The 15,869-nt window shown below is 74.0% G+C and carries 15 protein-coding genes; 5 read left to right on the top strand and 10 right to left on the bottom strand.

The features are described 5' to 3' along the window. Positions 1-114: 114 nt before the first annotated feature. Together AB4039_RS17040 and AB4039_RS17035 are read right to left on the bottom strand one after the other, a co-directional pair. Positions 115-894, bottom strand: a complete 780-nt coding sequence (locus tag AB4039_RS17040; protein WP_442271112.1) for an SDR family NAD(P)-dependent oxidoreductase — start codon at positions 892-894, stop codon at positions 115-117. A 182-nt stretch (positions 895-1,076) separates the two neighbouring features. Beyond that, entirely contained in the window at positions 1,077-1,994 is a 918-nt protein-coding gene (locus AB4039_RS17035) for an ion transporter (RefSeq protein ID WP_266837446.1), read from the bottom strand. A gap of 188 nt (positions 1,995-2,182) precedes the next feature. Here AB4039_RS17035 and AB4039_RS17030 point away from each other — a divergent pair, with 188 nt between their 5' ends. Together AB4039_RS17030 and AB4039_RS17025 are read left to right on the top strand one after the other, a co-directional pair. After that, positions 2,183-3,379 (top strand): sensor histidine kinase, encoded by a 1,197-nt coding sequence (locus tag AB4039_RS17030; protein ID WP_266837444.1) that lies wholly within the window; start codon positions 2,183-2,185, stop codon positions 3,377-3,379. Then, the gene (locus AB4039_RS17025) at positions 3,376-4,059 is read left to right on the top strand and encodes a response regulator (protein ID WP_442271111.1); all 684 of its coding nucleotides are present in this window, start codon (positions 3,376-3,378) and stop codon (positions 4,057-4,059) included. The genes AB4039_RS17030 and AB4039_RS17025 overlap by 4 nt, the downstream gene beginning before the upstream one ends. 36 nt (positions 4,060-4,095) lie before the next feature. Here the strand turns inward: AB4039_RS17025 and AB4039_RS17020 are convergent, their stop codons facing one another. Then, positions 4,096-4,695 (bottom strand): DinB family protein, encoded by a 600-nt coding sequence (locus AB4039_RS17020; protein ID WP_442271110.1) that lies wholly within the window; start codon positions 4,693-4,695, stop codon positions 4,096-4,098. 82 nt (positions 4,696-4,777) lie between these two features. Next, the gene (locus tag AB4039_RS17015) at positions 4,778-5,182 is read right to left on the bottom strand and encodes a DUF5997 family protein (RefSeq protein WP_266837438.1); all 405 of its coding nucleotides are present in this window, start codon (positions 5,180-5,182) and stop codon (positions 4,778-4,780) included. 58 nt (positions 5,183-5,240) lie between these two features. Here AB4039_RS17015 and AB4039_RS17010 point away from each other — a divergent pair, with 58 nt between their 5' ends. Then, on the top strand, positions 5,241-6,068 hold the full coding sequence (locus AB4039_RS17010) for a LysR family substrate-binding domain-containing protein (RefSeq protein WP_266837436.1): 828 nt from the start codon (positions 5,241-5,243) through the stop codon (positions 6,066-6,068). Positions 6,069-6,107: 39 nt separating this feature from the next. Here the strand turns inward: AB4039_RS17010 and AB4039_RS17005 are convergent, their stop codons facing one another. The 6 genes from AB4039_RS17005 to AB4039_RS16980 all read right to left on the bottom strand — a co-directional run bounded on the left by AB4039_RS17005 (position 6,108) and on the right by AB4039_RS16980 (position 12,844). Next, the gene (locus AB4039_RS17005) at positions 6,108-6,698 is read right to left on the bottom strand and encodes a hypothetical protein (protein WP_266837434.1); all 591 of its coding nucleotides are present in this window, start codon (positions 6,696-6,698) and stop codon (positions 6,108-6,110) included. An 84-nt stretch (positions 6,699-6,782) separates the two neighbouring features. Beyond that, positions 6,783-8,198, bottom strand: a complete 1,416-nt coding sequence (locus tag AB4039_RS17000) for an MATE family efflux transporter (protein ID WP_266837432.1) — start codon at positions 8,196-8,198, stop codon at positions 6,783-6,785. A 3-nt stretch (positions 8,199-8,201) separates the two neighbouring features. Next, a complete protein-coding gene (locus tag AB4039_RS16995; protein ID WP_442271109.1) occupies positions 8,202-9,230 on the bottom strand; it encodes a cysteine synthase family protein in 1,029 nt (342 codons plus the stop codon). A 30-nt stretch (positions 9,231-9,260) separates the two neighbouring features. After that, positions 9,261-10,628: an alanine racemase gene (locus tag AB4039_RS16990; RefSeq protein WP_442271148.1), complete on the bottom strand. Its 1,368-nt coding sequence runs from the start codon at positions 10,626-10,628 to the stop codon at positions 9,261-9,263. A 122-nt stretch (positions 10,629-10,750) separates the two neighbouring features. Then, on the bottom strand, positions 10,751-11,818 hold the full coding sequence (locus AB4039_RS16985; RefSeq protein WP_442271108.1) for an ornithine cyclodeaminase family protein: 1,068 nt from the start codon (positions 11,816-11,818) through the stop codon (positions 10,751-10,753). A gap of 30 nt (positions 11,819-11,848) precedes the next feature. Continuing rightward, positions 11,849-12,844, bottom strand: coding sequence for a TauD/TfdA family dioxygenase (locus AB4039_RS16980; protein WP_442271107.1), 996 nt, complete (start codon positions 12,842-12,844; stop codon positions 11,849-11,851). Between the two features lie 319 nt (positions 12,845-13,163). Here AB4039_RS16980 and AB4039_RS16975 point away from each other — a divergent pair, with 319 nt between their 5' ends. Together AB4039_RS16975 and AB4039_RS16970 are read left to right on the top strand one after the other, a co-directional pair. Beyond that, the gene (locus AB4039_RS16975) at positions 13,164-14,714 is read left to right on the top strand and encodes an ABC transporter substrate-binding protein (RefSeq protein ID WP_442271106.1); all 1,551 of its coding nucleotides are present in this window, start codon (positions 13,164-13,166) and stop codon (positions 14,712-14,714) included. Between the two features lie 116 nt (positions 14,715-14,830). After that, a complete protein-coding gene (locus AB4039_RS16970) occupies positions 14,831-15,721 on the top strand; it encodes an ABC transporter permease (protein ID WP_442271147.1) in 891 nt (296 codons plus the stop codon). Positions 15,722-15,869: the final 148 nt, after the last annotated feature.

Genomic DNA, 15,869 nt, shown 5'->3' with positions numbered 1-15,869 from the left:
CTTCCGTCACATCCCGGCGGGCCCCGGCGGGGGGCCGCGGCCGGACGAGTGGATCCGAAGTTCCGCCCCGCCCGGTCCGAGGTCAACGCGCCGGTACCCGCCCCGGGCGGCGGATCACCCGCCCGTGATCGGGCCGAGGTAGGTGCCGCCGGAGACGTCGATGGTCTGGCCGGTCACCCAGCGGCCCTGCGGGCCCGCCAGGAACCCCACCACGTCCGCGACGTCCCCCGGCTCGCCGATCCGTCCGAGCGCGGTGATCGATTCGAGTCCGGCCACCGCCTCGGGAGCGCCGGTCCACCCGGCGGTCATGTCGGTCAGTACCACGCCGGGTTCGACCGTGTTCACGGTGATCCCGCGCCGGCCCAGCTCGTTGGCGAGCGAGGGGCCGAGGGCGGCCAGGGCCGCCTTGGTGACGGTGTAGCCGATCTGGAGGGGGTTCGCGATCCGGGTGGCCGCCGAGCCGATGTTGACGATCCGCCCGCCGTCCCGCAGCAGGGGCAACGCCCGCTGGATCACGAAGACCGGCGTGCGCACGTTGACCGCGAGCAGGCGTTCGAACTCCTCCTCGGTGAGCTGCCCTATCGAACCGACCGAGTGGATGCCCGCGTTGTTGACCAGGATGTCGAGGCCCTCGGCGCCGTGGTCGGCCAGCCCGGCTGTGAGCTGCTCGAACAACCGGTCCACCGCACCGCTCTCGCCGAACCCGGCCTGCACGGCGAACGCCAGGCCGCCGGCCTCGGCGATCAGCGCCACGGTCTGCGCGGCGGCCGCCCGGTCGCCGCCGTAGTGGACCGCGACCAGCGCCCCCTCGGCGGCGAGCCGCAGGGCGACCGCGCGCCCGATCCCGCGCGAGCCGCCCGTCACCAACGCGGTCCTGCCGTCCCATTCCGCCACGACCGTCTCCCCCCTGTGCTGCCCCGGCCCCCTCGTGATCGCAATGTACGCGCCGACCGACGACGAGATCGGGGGAACGCGACGGCCGGGCGCCGGTCGAGTCGCCCGACGACACCCTCGAAGGCCGGCTCCACCCGGGACGACAGGGCGGCGGACCTTCGAGGGCCTCGCCATCGGGTCGTCTAGACGGCCGATTCGAGCCGGCGTTCCCGCTCGTGTTCCGGGAGGGGTGCCGGGGTGGCGCGGAGCTGGGAGAGGCTCGCCTCCAGGTCGTCCAGGGCGAGACGGGCCGCGACGATCCGGTCGCGGACCTCGTCGGCCGGATCCGTGTCGTTCGCCGCGCGCTCACGGGCCCGGGCTTCGGCCTCCTCCATCTCGCGCGCCTCGTCCAGCGAGTTGAGCACCACGCCGATCAGGACGTTGACCAGCACGAAGGAGGCGAGCAGCGCGTAGGAGGCGTAGTACACGATGCTGAACCGGGAGATCTCCAGACCGGCCCGGACGGCATCGGTCAGGCCGTCCAGGGTGGTCAGCAGGAACAGGGTGAGCATGGCCCGCCCGATCGACCCGTAGTGGCCCGGGTCGGACTGCGCGAAGCAGACCCAGCCGACCATCGCGTACACGTAGAGCACCAGCGCCCCGACGAACAGGAAGCTGGCCGTGCCCGGCAGGCTGCGCCCGACGGCCAGCAGCAGGATCCGCAGGTGGGGCAGGAACCGGGCGGTGCGCAGCACGCGGGCCAGCCGCAGCAGCCGCAGCACGGTGGTGTTCTCGCGCAGGAACGGCAGGAAGGCCGAGGCGACGATCAGCAGGTCGAAGATGTTCCAGGGATCCCGGAAGAATGCTTTCGGCCGGTCCGCGTACGCGCCCAGGCGCAGCAGCATCTCCAGGGTGAACAGGGTCAGGCAGCCGCTCTCCGCCAGCTGCAGGACCCTGCGGTGCGCGTCGGCCAGCCCGCTGTAGGTCTCGGCGCCCATCAGCCCGGCGTTGAGCAGGATCACGACGAAGACGGCCATCCCGAAGGACGGGTCCTCGGCGATCCTCCGGCAGTGGGCCGCCAGTCTCCTGCGGCCGGGTCCGGCCTGCGTCGGCTGGTTCATCTCGCTCCTCGTACTCGTTCGTCGCACTCGTATGGACAAGGGCCCGACCGGCGCGGGGCTCGTGCGCCCGCTCCGCTCCGCCCTTCTAACGCCGCACGGCCGAACGGGTTTCAGCGAAGCGGGCCCCGCCCGGGGGCGTACGCCCCGGGGCCGATGCCCGGGCGGGAGGCGCCCGTTACTGTCGCGACATGGACAGAACAACGCGGAGCGCTCCGCCGACGACAGGCCGTGCACGCGGCTCCGCCCTCCTGGACTGGGGCGGGGCGCTCCTCTACGCGTTCACCGCGCTGCTGCTCGTCGGCGGGACCCCCGACGCCACCGGACTGCTGAGGGCCGGCGTCCTGACCCTGGGGCTCAGCCTGCTCGCGGGCCTGCTGCGGCGCCGGCCCCTCGCGGCCCTGGCCCTCACCCTGACCGCCGCCACGGTCGTGGCCTACGGGGCGCAGCGGGGCGACCTGACGACCGACCGCCACCTCGTCTACGTTCCCGTGGCCATCGTCTTCGGGATCGCCGTCGCCACCCGCACCCGCCGGGCCGCGGCCGTCGCGGGCGCCGCCGTGGTGCTGGTGGAACTGCCGGCCGTCGCCGGCCTGGCCCACGGCCCGTACGAGGTGACCGGCAACCTGCTCGTCACCCTCCTGACGCTGGGCGCCTGCGGCACGGCCGGTCTGCTGCTGCGCGAGCGCCGCGAACACCGCGCCGAACTGCGCGAGTCGGAGGTGTCCGAGGCCCTCACCGCCGAACGTCTGCGCATAGCCCGGGAGTTGCACGACATGGTCGCCCACAGCATCGGCGTGATCGCCATCCAGGCGGGGGTCGGCAGCCGGGTCATCGAGACCCAGCCGGCCGAGGCCCGCAAGGCCCTCGACGCCATCGAGACCACCAGCCGCGAGACCCTGGCGGGCCTGCGCCGGACCCTGGTCGCCCTGCGCCGGGCCCAGCCCGACGAGGAGGGCGGCCACGCCCCGACGGGGCCGGCCCCCGGCCTGGCCGACCTCGACGCCCTCACGGCCTCGCTGGCCGACTCCGGGGTACGGGTCGACGTACGCACCACGGGCGAGCGGCGCGACCTCCCGCCGGACATCGACCTGTCGGTGTACCGCATCGTGCAGGAGGCGCTGACGAACGTGGTCCGGCACGCGGGCGGCGGTGTCCGAGCCCGGGTGGGCCTCGACTTCTCGGCGGAGGAACTGCGCGTGGAGGTCCTGGACGACGGCCGGGGGGTGTCCGCGCGCGCCGGGAAGAGCGGCTTCGGCATCACCGGCATGTACGAACGGGTCAGCCTGCTGCACGGCCGCTTCAGCGCCGGACCCCGCCCCGAGGGCGGCTTCCGCGTCGCGGCCGAGCTGCCGCTGCCCGCCGTGCGGACGGAGGCGGCCCGGTGACCGGTCCCGTACGCGTGCTGCTCGTCGACGACCAGCCGCTGGTGCGCTCCGGGCTGCGCGTGCTCATCGCCGACACCGCCGATCTGGAGGTGGTGGCCGAGGCCGGCACCGGCGCGGAGGCCGTGGCGCTCGCGGCCGAACACGTCCCCGACGTGGTGGTGATGGACATCAGGATGCCGGGCATGGACGGCATCGAGGCCACCCGGCGGATCACCGCGCGGCCGGGCGCGCCCAGGATCCTCGTCCTGACCACCTTCGACGAGGACGAACACGTCTACGGGGCGCTGCGCGCGGGTGCGAGCGGGTTCGCGGTCAAGGACATGGCCCTGGACGACATCCTCGCCGCCATCCGGGTCGTGGCCGCCGGGGACTCCCTGATCGCCCCCGGGGTCACGCGCAGGCTGATCGCGGACTTCGTCCGCGGTCCGCAGGCCGGGGCCGGAGCGCGGCCGCCGCGGAGGCCGGAGCGCCCGCTCACGGGGGTGACCGACCGGGAGCGGGAGGTCCTCGTCCTGGTCGGGCGGGGCCTGTCGAACACCGAGATAGCCGAGGAGCTGTTCATCTCCGTGGCCACGGCCAAGGCCCACGTGGCGAGGCTGTTCGGCAAACTGGGCGCCCGGGACCGGGTCCAGCTGGTGATCACGGCCTACGAGGCGGGGCTGGTCGCACCGCCCGGCTGAGCCGCCGCGCCCCGCGGGGTGCCGGGCGGGCCGTGCTCAGGGCGCCGAGCCGTCGAGGCGGCCGGCCTCCCGGGCCGCCCGCTCGACCCGGGCCCGGTGGGCCTCCCACCAGGCGGCGTCGCGCTCCGGCAGGCTCTCGCTCCCGGTCCGCAGGCCGGTGGTGCCGTCGATGAGCTCCCGTAGGACGTCCGCGTGCCCGGCGTGCCGGTCGGTCTCGGCGATCATGTGGACGAGGCTGTGGTGGAGGGTCACCTCGTTGCGGGCCCCCCAGGGCACCCTGCCCACGGCGTCGAGGTCGAGCGCCCGGATCGTCTCGTCCGCGTGCGCGCAGGCCGCGCGGTAGAGGCCGGTGATCTGCTCACGGGTCTCGTCGGCCGTGGCCCAGAGGTCCGCGTTGGGTTCGGCGTCGCCGGTGATCCACAACCCCGTCGCCTCGAAGGGCCGCCCGAAGCCGGCTCCGAAGTACAGGGCCTCGGCGCCGGCCGCGTGCTTGACCAGCCCCAGCAGATTGGTTCCCGTCGGGGTCACGGGCCGGCGGAGGTCGTACTCGGAGAGTCCGTCGAGCTTCCACAGCAGGACCTCGCGGGCGTCCTGGAGGTAGATCTGAAGGTCCTTCTTGGCATCCGATGTGATCATCGGGCCAGTCTTGCGGCCGGGGGCTCCGTGGGCACCGGATTTTCGGCGGACGCCGCCGGCGTCCCGCGCCCCCGGGGGCCCGCTACTGGGAGTCGCCCGCCTGCTTCTGCGCCTTCTGGGCGTTCTTCTCCTTGATGCGCACGGCTTCCTTGCGCACGTCGGCCTGAGTGGCGCGCTCCTTCTGGAGCCACTCGGGGTCGTCCTGCTTGATGGCCTCGATCTGCTCCGTGGTCAGGGCCTCGGTGACCCCGCCGCGCGCGAGACCGGCGATGGACACGCCGAGCTTCGCCGCGACGACGGGCCGCGGGTGAGGGCCGTTGCGGCGCAGCTCCACCAGCCACGCGGGCGGCTCGGACTGGAGTGCGTTCAGCTCGGAGCGCGAAACCACACCCTCCTGGAACTCTGCGGGGGTGGCTTCGAGGTACACACCCAGCTTCTTGGCCGCGGTCGCGGGCTTCATCGTCTGGGTGCTCTGGTGCGAGGTCATGGTGTCAAGGGTATCGAGCGTGTGCGCTACCTCCGACCACGACCGGTAACCTGGCGGAGTGACAGGCTCGGATGTACCCCCTTCGTTCCGGCTCGCCTACGTCCCGGGAGTGACGCCCACGAAGTGGGTGCGGATCTGGAACGAGCGGCTGCCCGACGTCCCGCTGACCCTCGTGGGCGTGTCCGCCGCCGAGGCGTTCGACACGCTGCGCGGCAGCGGCGCCGACGCCGGATTCGTGCGGCTGCCCGTTGACCGGGCGGACCTCAGCGCGATTCCCCTCTACACCGAGACGACCGTGGTGGTGATCCCGAAGGACCACCTGGTGGCCGCCGTGGAGGAGGTGTCGACCGAGGACCTGGCCGACGAGATCGTGCTGCACCCCCTCGACGACGTCCTCGGCTGGGAGACCCTCCCGGGCCGTCCCGCCTTCGAACGCCCGGCCACGACGGCGGACGCGATCGAGCTGGTGGCCGCGGGCATCGGCGTCCTCGTCGTTCCGCAGTCCCTCGCCCGCCTGCACCACCGCAAGGACCTCACCTACCGGACGGTCACCGACGCCCCCGAGTCGCGCATCGCGCTGTCCTGGCCCGAGGAGCGGACCACCGATCTGGTGGAGGAGTTCATCGGCATCGTCCGGGGACGGACCGTGAACAGCACCCGCGGCCGTCCGCCGACGCCGCCCCAGCCCAAGCAGCGCAAGGCCGGTGCGGCCAAGTCGGGTGCGGCCAAGTCGGGTGCGGGCAAGTCGGGCGCGGGCCGGACCGGAGCGAAGCCGGGCGCCGGCGCGGGCGGCAAGGCGACGGGGAAGACGTCCGGCAAGAACCCCCGCGGCGGCTCCGCCGCACCCAAGGCCGCCAAGCGCGGCAAGCCGCGCCGCCGTCCCTGACGCCGGGCCGCCGGGCCGCCGGGCCGTCCTGCCGTTTCCTCAGCGCTGCGCCGTCTCCTCCGGGGGTACGGCGTCGCTGACGTGCACAAGCCGGTAGGCGTGACCGCGCCGGGGCCGGCGGTCGTTCCCGCGCAGGCCCCTCGCCTGCTGGACGGCCGCGTCGAGGAGCGCCGACACCTGCGGGTTGGCCCGGCGCAGCCGCAGCAGCTGGTCGGAACGCAGGCCCACGATCGCCGCGGCGGTCCCGGCGTGCACCCCCTTGGCCACGGACTGGAGCAGCAGGCGCAGCCCGAAACCGCCGACCTTGCCCGGGGCCCCGACCCGGTGCGCCTCGGCCAGGGCGGAAGCCGAGGCGAGCGCCGTGTCGAAGGCCGGGTCGTGGGCGCGCCAGCCGGCCAGCATCGGCTCCGGGATCCCGGCCGCGGCCGCGCATCCGGCGGGCCCCAGGCCCAGGGCCGCCGCGTGGACGGCGCGGGCCCTGCGGACGCTGTTCTCGGCGCGCAGGTCCGGGTGCGGGTCGAGCGCCGTGGTGAGCGTGCGGTCGATGTCCTCGGCCGCGCCCAGGCCCGCCAGCACCGCCGCCGCCCATTGCCTGCGGTCGCCCGGCGCGTCCTTTTCCTGTTCGTCCACTGGGTACGTGCCTCCCGCCGTGTCCGTCCGGCCCGGTGCCCGCTCCCATTGTGCGACCGGGAGCGGCCCCGGGGGACCGCGGTCTCAGCAGGTGGCCGGTGCGGGGTGGGCCAGGGCGTGGGCGGTGAGGGAGCGGGAGTAGCGGCGCAGCAGCAGGACGGCCGTGGTGGCGAGGCCGGTGAGCAGGCCGAGCCAGATGCCGAGGGTGTCCAGGCCCCCTGCGTACGCGAGGATCCAGGAGGCCGGCAGTCCGACGGCCCAGTAGCCGACGAGGGTGATGCGGAACCCGCTCCTGGTGTCGTCGAGGCCCCGCAGCAGCCCCACGCCGATGTTCTGCGCACAGTCGAAGAACTGCAGGAACGCGGCGACGACGAGGAGCTGGGCGGCGATGGCCGGAGCCTGGCCGGAACCGGAACCGGAGTCCAGGAAGGGTGCCAGGACCAGCCGGGGAACCGTCAGGTAGACCAGTCCGACGACGGCCATGACGGCGGCGGCGCAGGCCAGCGCCGTGTTCTTGATGCGCCGGGCGTCGTCGTGGTGGCCGAGGGCGAGCTCGCGGCTGACGTTGACGGACGCCGCGTGCGAGAGCCCGACGGCGACCTGGAAGACGATGTAGACGAGCTGGTTGACGGCGGTGTGCGCGGCCAGGGCCTCGGGTCCGAAGGAGCCGGCCATGAGCGCGGTGAGCGAGAAGAACCCGGCCTCGGAGCCGTAGGTGGCGGCGATGGGGACGCCGAGGGCGACCAGCTGCCTGACGGTGGCCGGGTCGGCCTTGGTGAGGTCGAGGGTCAGCAGCGGTGCCAGCCGCTCGTCCCGCTTCACCGAGACGAAGAGGGCGAGGAAGGACAGCAGGTACACGGTCGAGGTGGCGACGCCGATACCGGTGAGGCCGAGCCTGGGCAGGCCGAACGTGCCGTCGATCAGGACCCGGTCGAGGCCCGCGTTGACCGCGACCGAGGCGATGGTGATCCGCAGCAGGGCCTGCGGGCGGCGCATGCCGACGGTGAACTGGCGTACGGCCTGGAACCACAGGCAGGGCAGCAGCCCGGGGGCGAGGGCGAGGAGCATCGCCCGGGCGGGGCCGACGACGTCGGCGTCCTGGCCCAGCAGGCCGAGGGTCCGGCCGATGAGGACCATGAGGACGGCGCCGATGACGCCGGCGAGCGTGGCGACGGCCAGGCTCGCCCGGACGATGCCCCGCACCTCGTCGTCCGCGGCCTTCGCCCCCGCGGCGTCGTCGCCCCCTCCGGCCGCCCGCTCGGCCCGCGCGGCCGCGGCGGCCGTCCGGTTGCCGACGGAGGTGACGAGGCCGACGCCCATGGTGCGGAGCTGGTTGAAGACGACGATGGCCAGACCGCCGGCCGCGAGCTCGCGGGTGCCCAGGAGCCCCATCATCACGGTGTCGGTCGTGGTCAGCGCGACCTGGGCGAGCTGGGTGAGGATCAGGGGCACGGCGAGGGCGCCGAGGGCGCGGCCGTCGCGGAGGACAGTGGTGGGCATGGTCTACCGGTTCCCGCGGAGTGTGGTGAGCAGTTCTTCGATCTCCCCTTCGGCCTCGGGGTCGAGGAGGCCGCGGGCCCGCATCCAGTCGTCGTCGAAAACGGTGTCCATGTACTTCTCGCCGCCGTCGTTGACGAGGGCGACCACGGTCGTTCCCGGGGGCAGGGAGGGCAGCCGGGTGAGGGCCTCGTGGACGACGCCTCCGGCGGAGCCGCCGATGAGGAGCCCGGTACGGGCGACGGCGCGGCAGGTCGCGAAGGCCTCGACGTCGCCGACCTTGACCCCCTCGTCGATGAGGTCGAAGTCGACGAGGGCGCCTATCCCGGCCCCCTCGGGGGTGCCGGTACCGGACTGGTGGTAGTCGTGGGCCGGGCCGCCGAAGGCGATGGAGCCCTTGGGTTCGACGCCGATGACGGTGAAGCCGGACATCAGCTTCCCCAGCTCCCGGCCCGTGCCGCAGAGGGCGCCGCCGGTGCCGACCGCGCCGATGAGCACGTCGATCCGTCCGCCGAGGGCCTCGTGCAGTTCGTGGGCCACGGGGAAGTAACCGACGCCGTTGGCGGGGTTGTTGTGCTGCTCGGTGAAGACCGTGTCGTCCCGCCCGCGGGCCATGTCCCCGGCGAGTTCCTCGCGGGCCGCGGTGGCGAGTTCCCCGCCGCCGTCGTCCACGACGTAGACGAGCTCGGTGCCCAGCGCCCTCATGCCCCGCAGCTTGTCGGGGCAGGCGTGGTGGTCCACGACGGCGGTGAAGGCGTAGCCGCGTTCGGCGGCGATGACCGCCAGACCCAGGCCGGTGTTGCCCGAGGTCGATTCGACGATCCGGCCGCCCGGGCGGAGTTCGCCCGCCGCCTCGGCGGCGTCGACCATGGCGCGGGCCATGCGGATCTTGGCCGTGCCGGTCGGGTTGAACATCTCCAGCTTCAGCAGCAGACGGCTGCCGGTAACGGTCCGGGCCAGTTCCAGCAGGGGGGTGTACCCGACGAGTTCGGATACGCGGGATACCAGGGCGGGTCGCTGAAGCGCTCCGGGCATCGGTGACTCCAGAGGGTCGGGGCGGGGACGTCAGGTGAAGTGGCGGTCCAGGCGCCAGCGCGGGCGCGCCGGGCCGGTCCGGTCGACGACGACCTTCGGGGGCAGGGCCAGGTCGTGGAAGGAGGACTCGTTGGAGTCCATCTGGTAGCCGGCCGTGTTGGGGTAGACGAGGAGGTCACCGGTGCGGGGGAGGGCCGGGAAGGGGATCTTGCGCCAGGTGAGCAGGTCCGACTCCAGACAGGTGGCCGCACCGACGCTCGCCGGGAACGTCCCCCGCTCGGCCCCGGGACCCCGGGGCAGGAGGACGGGATCGGGCAGGTACTCGCTGTTGAACCACTGTTCGGACAGGCTCAGACTGGTGCCGTCCACGGTCAGGATCCGGTAGCCGGCGCGTTCCTTGACGCCCTGGACGCGGAAGACCGTGGCTCCGGCCTGGTGGAGCAGGGCGCGTCCGGGTTCCAGGAGCAGCAGCACGCCGGAGTCGCGCAGGAGCCGGGACAGCGGCTGCCCGTGGCCCTCGGGGCGGGTGGCCAGGAGCGCGGCCAGTGCCCCGGGGCCCGCGACGGGGGAGTGGTAGGGGTAGAAGTCGCCGGTGTGGAAGGTCTTTCCGGCGTGGTAGTGACCGCTGTGCTGCCCGTCGAGGAAGGCGTGCCAGCTCTCGGCGTCGGTGTAACTGACGGGCAGGCCGCCGCCGATGCTGATCCGGCTCGCCTCCAGACCCCGCACCCGCGCCGTGAGGCACAGGCCGACCAGCCGGGCCGCGAGGTCGGCCCGGGGGCGGAGGTCGTAGCTGCAGAGGTGGAAGGCGAACCCCTCCATGCGCAGGGCGTCCCCGGCCCGCACGCAACGATCCAGGGCCGTGGCCAGTTCCGGCCCGGAGAGCCCGAAGCGGCTGTGGGGCCGGTCGGGCGGCAGGCAGCGCAGCAGGATCCGGGCCGGACGGATCCGCCCGGCGAGCCCCCCGTCGACGAGCGTGACGTGCGCGACGAGCGCGTCGAGTTCGTCCAGGGCGTCGACGGTGATCAGCGCACCGTGCCGGACGGCCAGGTGCAGCAGAGCCGGATCCTTCGCGGGCCCGGTGACGACGAGGTGCTCGCCCCGTGTGCCGTGGCCCAGGGCCTCGCGCAGCTCGCCCACGGAGGCCACGTCCACACCGGCCCCGCCGGCCGCGGCGCGTTCGACGAAGACGGCGGCCTTGTTGGCCTTCTTCGCGAAGTACACGAACCCCTCGACCCCGGCCGAGGCCAGGGCCTCCCGCAGGCCCCGCAGGTTGGTGTCGAAGGCCTCGGGCAGCAGGAAGTGGAACGGGCCGCCGAAGGCGTGGGCGAGTTCGGGCAGCAGTCCGCTCGCCAGTACCCGTTCGGTGGCCTCGTCGGGCAGGGCCGGCAGGGTGGGCAGGGCGGCGCGGGGCGCGGCGGAACCGGTCGGGGCGGGACCGGTCGGGGCGGGACCGGCCGCGGCGGGACCGGTCGGGGCGGGACCCGTCCCCGCGGCGGAACCGCCCGGCTTCGTCGTGCCGTTCACGCCCACAGTGCGACCTCCGTGCCCAGGCCCTGGGCGAGGGCGAGCTGGGCGAAGCGGTGTCCGAGGGCGATGTCGGTCACGACGAGACCGCTGTTGTAGGCGAAGATCCGCTCGTCGGCGCCGGTCCGGCCCTTGCTCCGCCCGGCGAGGACGGCCGGGAACTCGCAGTCCACCGTGGGGAGTCCGCCATCGGCGTCGGCCATGTCCGTGCCGGTGACGTTCATCTGCGCCTCGCTCGTGGCGATCAGCCGGTCGGCCTCGTGCAGGGTGGACGGCGCCAGCCCGTGGCCGACGAGGACCGCCAGCGCGCCGGCCCGCAGCCAGTCCGCCTCCACCGCGGCCGGGGTGTGGCCGCCCGCCGTGGCGACGATGACGTCGGCGTCCGCGGCGGCCGCCCGCAGGTCGGTGACCAGCTCCACGTCCCGGTCGGGGAAGTGGGCGCGCAGCCGTTCGCGGACGGCTGCGATGCCCGCGGGGTGCGTACCCGACAGCATCAGCCGGTCCAGGTCCGGGAGGGTGGTCAGCAGGAACGGCAGGGCGAGCCGGCCCTGGGTACCGGTGCCGATGACCAGGGCGGTGCGGGCCGCCGGGGCGGCGAGTTCGCGGGCCAGCAGCGCCGAGACGGCGGGGGTGCGCAGGGAGCCGATGCGGGAGCAGTCCATCATCGCGACGGGCAGGCCGGTGACGTCGTCGTAGAGCGTCAGCGCGGTGTAGTAGTGCTGCTCCTCGCGGCCCTTGTCGAGGCCGTGTTTGTAGGAGGTCTTGACGGCGACGACGTCGCGGGAGCCGTCGCGGCCGAGCATCGCGTAGGAGACGGAGTGCCCGTCCCGCGGTGTGACCGTGAGCTTGCGGGGGTTGTCGGACAGGCCGGCGTCGAGGGTGCGGCAGGCGTCCTCCACCGTCTCCACCACGTCGGCCAGGGATATGTCGATCCCGGCGAGGTCGGTGGTGGACAGGACGCGCAGGTGCCGGTCGTCCGCGGGGGCCGGGGCCGGGGCCGGGGCCGGGGCGGGGGCGGGGGCGGGAGCGGCTGCGGAAGCGGTGCCGGCCGTGGTGTCGGTCATGGGTCGGTCCTCCGGGTGCGGGACGGATGGTCAGCTCGCGTGTGCTTCGAGGGCGCTCTGGCCGTAGCCGTGCTCGCCGGCTTCGGCGTCGGGGCGGGTGCGGCGGCCGGGGACGCGTACCGAGGCGCGCTTGAGCCAGCGGTCGGTGCCGTCGTAGCGGGCCCGGAAGGGGACGCGGCCGTGCACGACGAGGTCGTTGTCGACGACCAGGACCTCGCCGGGGCTCAGGCTCACGGCGATCGAGACCCGGGCCAGTTCGTCCGAGAGCCGGCCGTACGCGGACCGGTACGCCCCGTCGGCCTCCTCCAGCGGGGTGTACGCCGGGTCGAAGCGCAGGGTCAGGCCGTCCTCGGTGGCGAAGAGGGCGGGGACGGGGGGCGGCGCCTGGCCGGCGTAGCCCTGTGCCCCGGCGTAGGCGTCGTCGGGCAGGATCGGCACCACCGGTCGGGTGAGGACGTCCACGTCGGCGTCGGCGAGCCGGGTGCGGCGGATGCCGGCCGCGGTGGTGGCGATGCGGTCGTGGTTGCGCATGCAGCAGAGCATCAGCAGGTGGGCGCGGCCGGGGTGGAAGGCGTCCTCGGTGTGCGGGCTGAGCAGGACCGAGCTGCCGGCGCCGGTCTGCGCGCTCTCGTGGCCGGGCGAGGGAACGATGTTGTGGACGAAGCGGCCGTCCTGCTGGCCCTCCCAGGCGATGGGGTTGCCCATCACGGTGGCGATCAGCAGGAGGGTGAGGTCGTACACGGCACCGCTGTCACCGGCGCTCGCCCATCCCGCGGGAGTGGGGCCGATGGCCGCGTCGTCGACGTCGAGGCCGCGCAGGACGAACAGGCCGTCCGTGGTGCCGACGGGACGGCACGGGCGGCGCAGGTCCTCGCCGAGGCCGTCGRCCACTTCGCGGACGCGGGCCAGGAGCCGGGGGCTCGTGGCGGAGGTGCCGAATTCGGCGAGGAGTTTCTCCGCGGCCCGGCGGAGGCCGGCCACGGTGTGGGCATCGAGCTGGCGGACTGGGGCGGCTGCCGTGCTCATGGCGAGGAGATCCGTTTCTTCGGATGGCAGGGGGAGCCCGGTTCTCCGGGTGCGCTCTCTCCCGAGAGGGGTGGCTGGGGCAGCAACTGGCAAGGAAGAAAAGGGAGTTGGAGCCCGTTCGAGAGCCTGCGGAACCGGGGAGCGCTTCGAACGTAGCACTGAAGTGAGGTAAGGCAAACCTTACTTGTCGGTCGCCTGAGATTGATATTCGGACACGCGTCCCATCGCGCTCGGCGCCTTGTGGGAGGGGCTGTTCTTAGGGTAGGCAAACCTAAGAACTCACTTCGGTTGCTCTGGTGGAACGAGGGCGTACGTGGACATGAACAGGCGTCAAGTGCTCTGGGCCGGCGGGGCGATGGGCGCGGCGTCCCTGCTCGCCGCCTGCTCCTCGGGAGACGGCCGCAGCACGGACGGGAAGCCCGGCGGGGACACCGGGCCCAGGAGCGGCGGAACGCTCCGTATCGGCGCGCTCGGTCGCGCCGGAGCCGTCACCCGCGACCCCCACGGCACCCAGGCCAACGAGAGCGACTACCTCGTCATCGCCCTCGTCTTCGACACCCTCACCGTGCCGGGAGCGGAGACCAACACCGTGCCCCGCCTGGCCGCCTCCTGGGAGCACTCCACCGACCTGAAGACCTGGCGCTTCGGGCTCGCCGGGGGCGCCGCCTTCCACGACGGCACCCCGGTCACCGCCGACGACGTCGTCTGGTCGCTGCGCCGACTGCGCGCCACCCCCTCCGGTGCGGCCCGCCTGCCCGGGGTCAAGGGGCCCGAGAGCATCACGGCCGATGGCGCGGACACGGTCGTCGTCGTCTCCGACTACGCCAACGCCGACTTCCCGCTGATGACGCGCCTCACCACCTTCGTGATGAAGAAGGACACCCCGGACGGCGCCCTCGACAAGGCCCCCGGCACGGGCCCGTTCAAGCTCGACTGGTACCGGGGCGGCAGCGCCCGCCTGGTCCGCAACGACACGTGGTACGGCGGTACCGTGCACCTCGACGCCATCGAGGTCACCATGTTCGAGACCCCGCAGGCCATGGCCAACGCCCTGCTGGCCGGCCAGATCGACGTGGCCTCCAACGCCGGCGCCGTCGCCGCCCGCACCGCCGCGACCCGCAAGGACATCCGGGTCCTGCGCCGCCCCAACGACATGGCGATGCCGATCGTCATGCGCACCGCCGCCGGCAGCCCCTTCGCCGACCCGCGCGTACGCGAGGCGATGCGCCTGGCCGTCGACCGCGACGCCATGGTCAAGCAGGTCCTCTCCGGCTACGGCACCGTCGCCAACGACATCATGGGCACCGGCGACCCCGCCTACGCCGAGGACGTCCCGCAGCGCGGGCGGGACCTGGACGAGGCGAGGAGGCTCCTCGCCGAGGCGAACTTCGACCTCTCGAAGACCTACTCCCTCGTCACCACCGAGGACATCGCCGGACTCGCCGAGTCCGCGACCCTCTTCGCCCACCAGGCCCGCGAGGCCGGCATCAAGGTCGAGGTCGTCAAGCAGGAGTCCGGAACCTTCTGGAACAAGACCTGGAAGACCGGCGACTTCTACACGACCTACTGGGGCACCAACGACTCCGTGGTCTTCTTCGCCTCCAAGACCATGGTCTCCGAGGCCGGGCAGAACGAGACCGGCTGGAACGACCCCGCCTTCGACGCCGCCTACCGCAGGGCGAGCGCCACCGCCGACGAGAAGGAGCGGGCCGCCGCCCTCAAGGAGCTCCAGCGGATCGAGTACGAGCGCTCCGGCTACCTCCTGTGGGGCATGGCCGACGGCATCGACCTCGCCGTCGCCAAGGTCAAGGGCCTGCCCACGTTGCCCGGTTACGGCCGCGTCCAGTTGGAGAACGCGTGGCTGGCCTGAGCCGCACGGCCCCGGGGCCCGCGGCGGACTCCCCCGGAACGCCGGGGGAGGGCGGTGCGGCGCGCCGCCTGCGGCCCCTGCTGCGCCTCGCGGCCGCGGCGGCCCGCCGGGCCCTCATGCTGGTCCTCCTGCTGGCCCTGGTGTTCGCCGCGGTCGAGCTGCTGCCCGGCGACGCGGCGAGCGCGAGCTCCGAGCGCGGGGACGGCGCCGCCGGCGTCGAGGCGCGCCGGCACCTGCTCGGCCTCGACCGCCCGGTCTGGGAACGCTTCGCCGACTGGATGACCGCCCTGCCCACCGGGGACCTCGGCACCAGCGCGCGCGGGCAGAAGGTCACCGACCTCCTCGCCGACCCGCTCCCCAACACCCTCCTGCTCGGCGGCACGGCCTTCCTCCTCACCGTCCTCGCCTCGCTCGCCCTGGGCTGCTGGGCCGCCTGCCGCCCCGGCCGGCTCACCGACCGGATCGTCTCGCACGCCGCCACCGCCGCCTTCGCGGTACCCGAGTTCGTCGTCTCCGTCGGGCTGCTCCTCGTCCTCGCCCTGTGGAGCGGCTGGCTGCCCGCCGTCACCCTCACCGGCGCCGACGGCGCGCCCGGCTCCTGGACCATGCTGGTCATGCCGGTCCTGGCGCTGGTGATCCCGCAGGCCGGCTGGAACACCCGGATCGTCCGCGGGGCCCTCGCCGACCAGGCCCGCACCCCGCACGTGGAGGCGGCCCACCTCGACGGGCTGCCCGTGCGCCGGGTCGTCCTGCGCCACGCGCTGCCCGGCGCGGTCCCCGCGATCGCCACCGGCCTCGCCACCTCCACCGGCATGCTGCTCGGCGGCGCCGTCGTGGTGGAGACCCTCTTCAACTACCCGGGCGTCGGCAGCGTCCTGGCCTCGGCCGTCGCCAGCCGCGACACCCCGCTCATCGCGGGCGTCGTCGCCTGCGCGGGCGCCGCCATCAGCCTCGTCCTGCTGGCCGCCGACCTGCTGCGGGACCGCATCCTGGGAGACCGCCCGTGAGCGCGGCCGCCGACGCCCCTGGCGGTGTGCCGGCCGGTACCGCCGCAGCCGTGCCCGCCGGTACCCCCGCCGGTACCCCCGCCGGTGTGCCCGCCGGTGCCCCCGCCGGTACCCCCGCCGGTACCCCCGCCGGTGTGCCCGCCGGTGC

Origin of the sequence: Streptomyces sp. M-16 (assembly GCF_052114405.1) — a bacterium.
Classification (GTDB): Bacteria; Actinomycetota; Actinomycetes; order Streptomycetales; family Streptomycetaceae; genus Streptomyces.
Note: the sequence above shows the minus strand (reverse complement) of the source record. Positions and strands in the feature narration are given on the sequence as shown.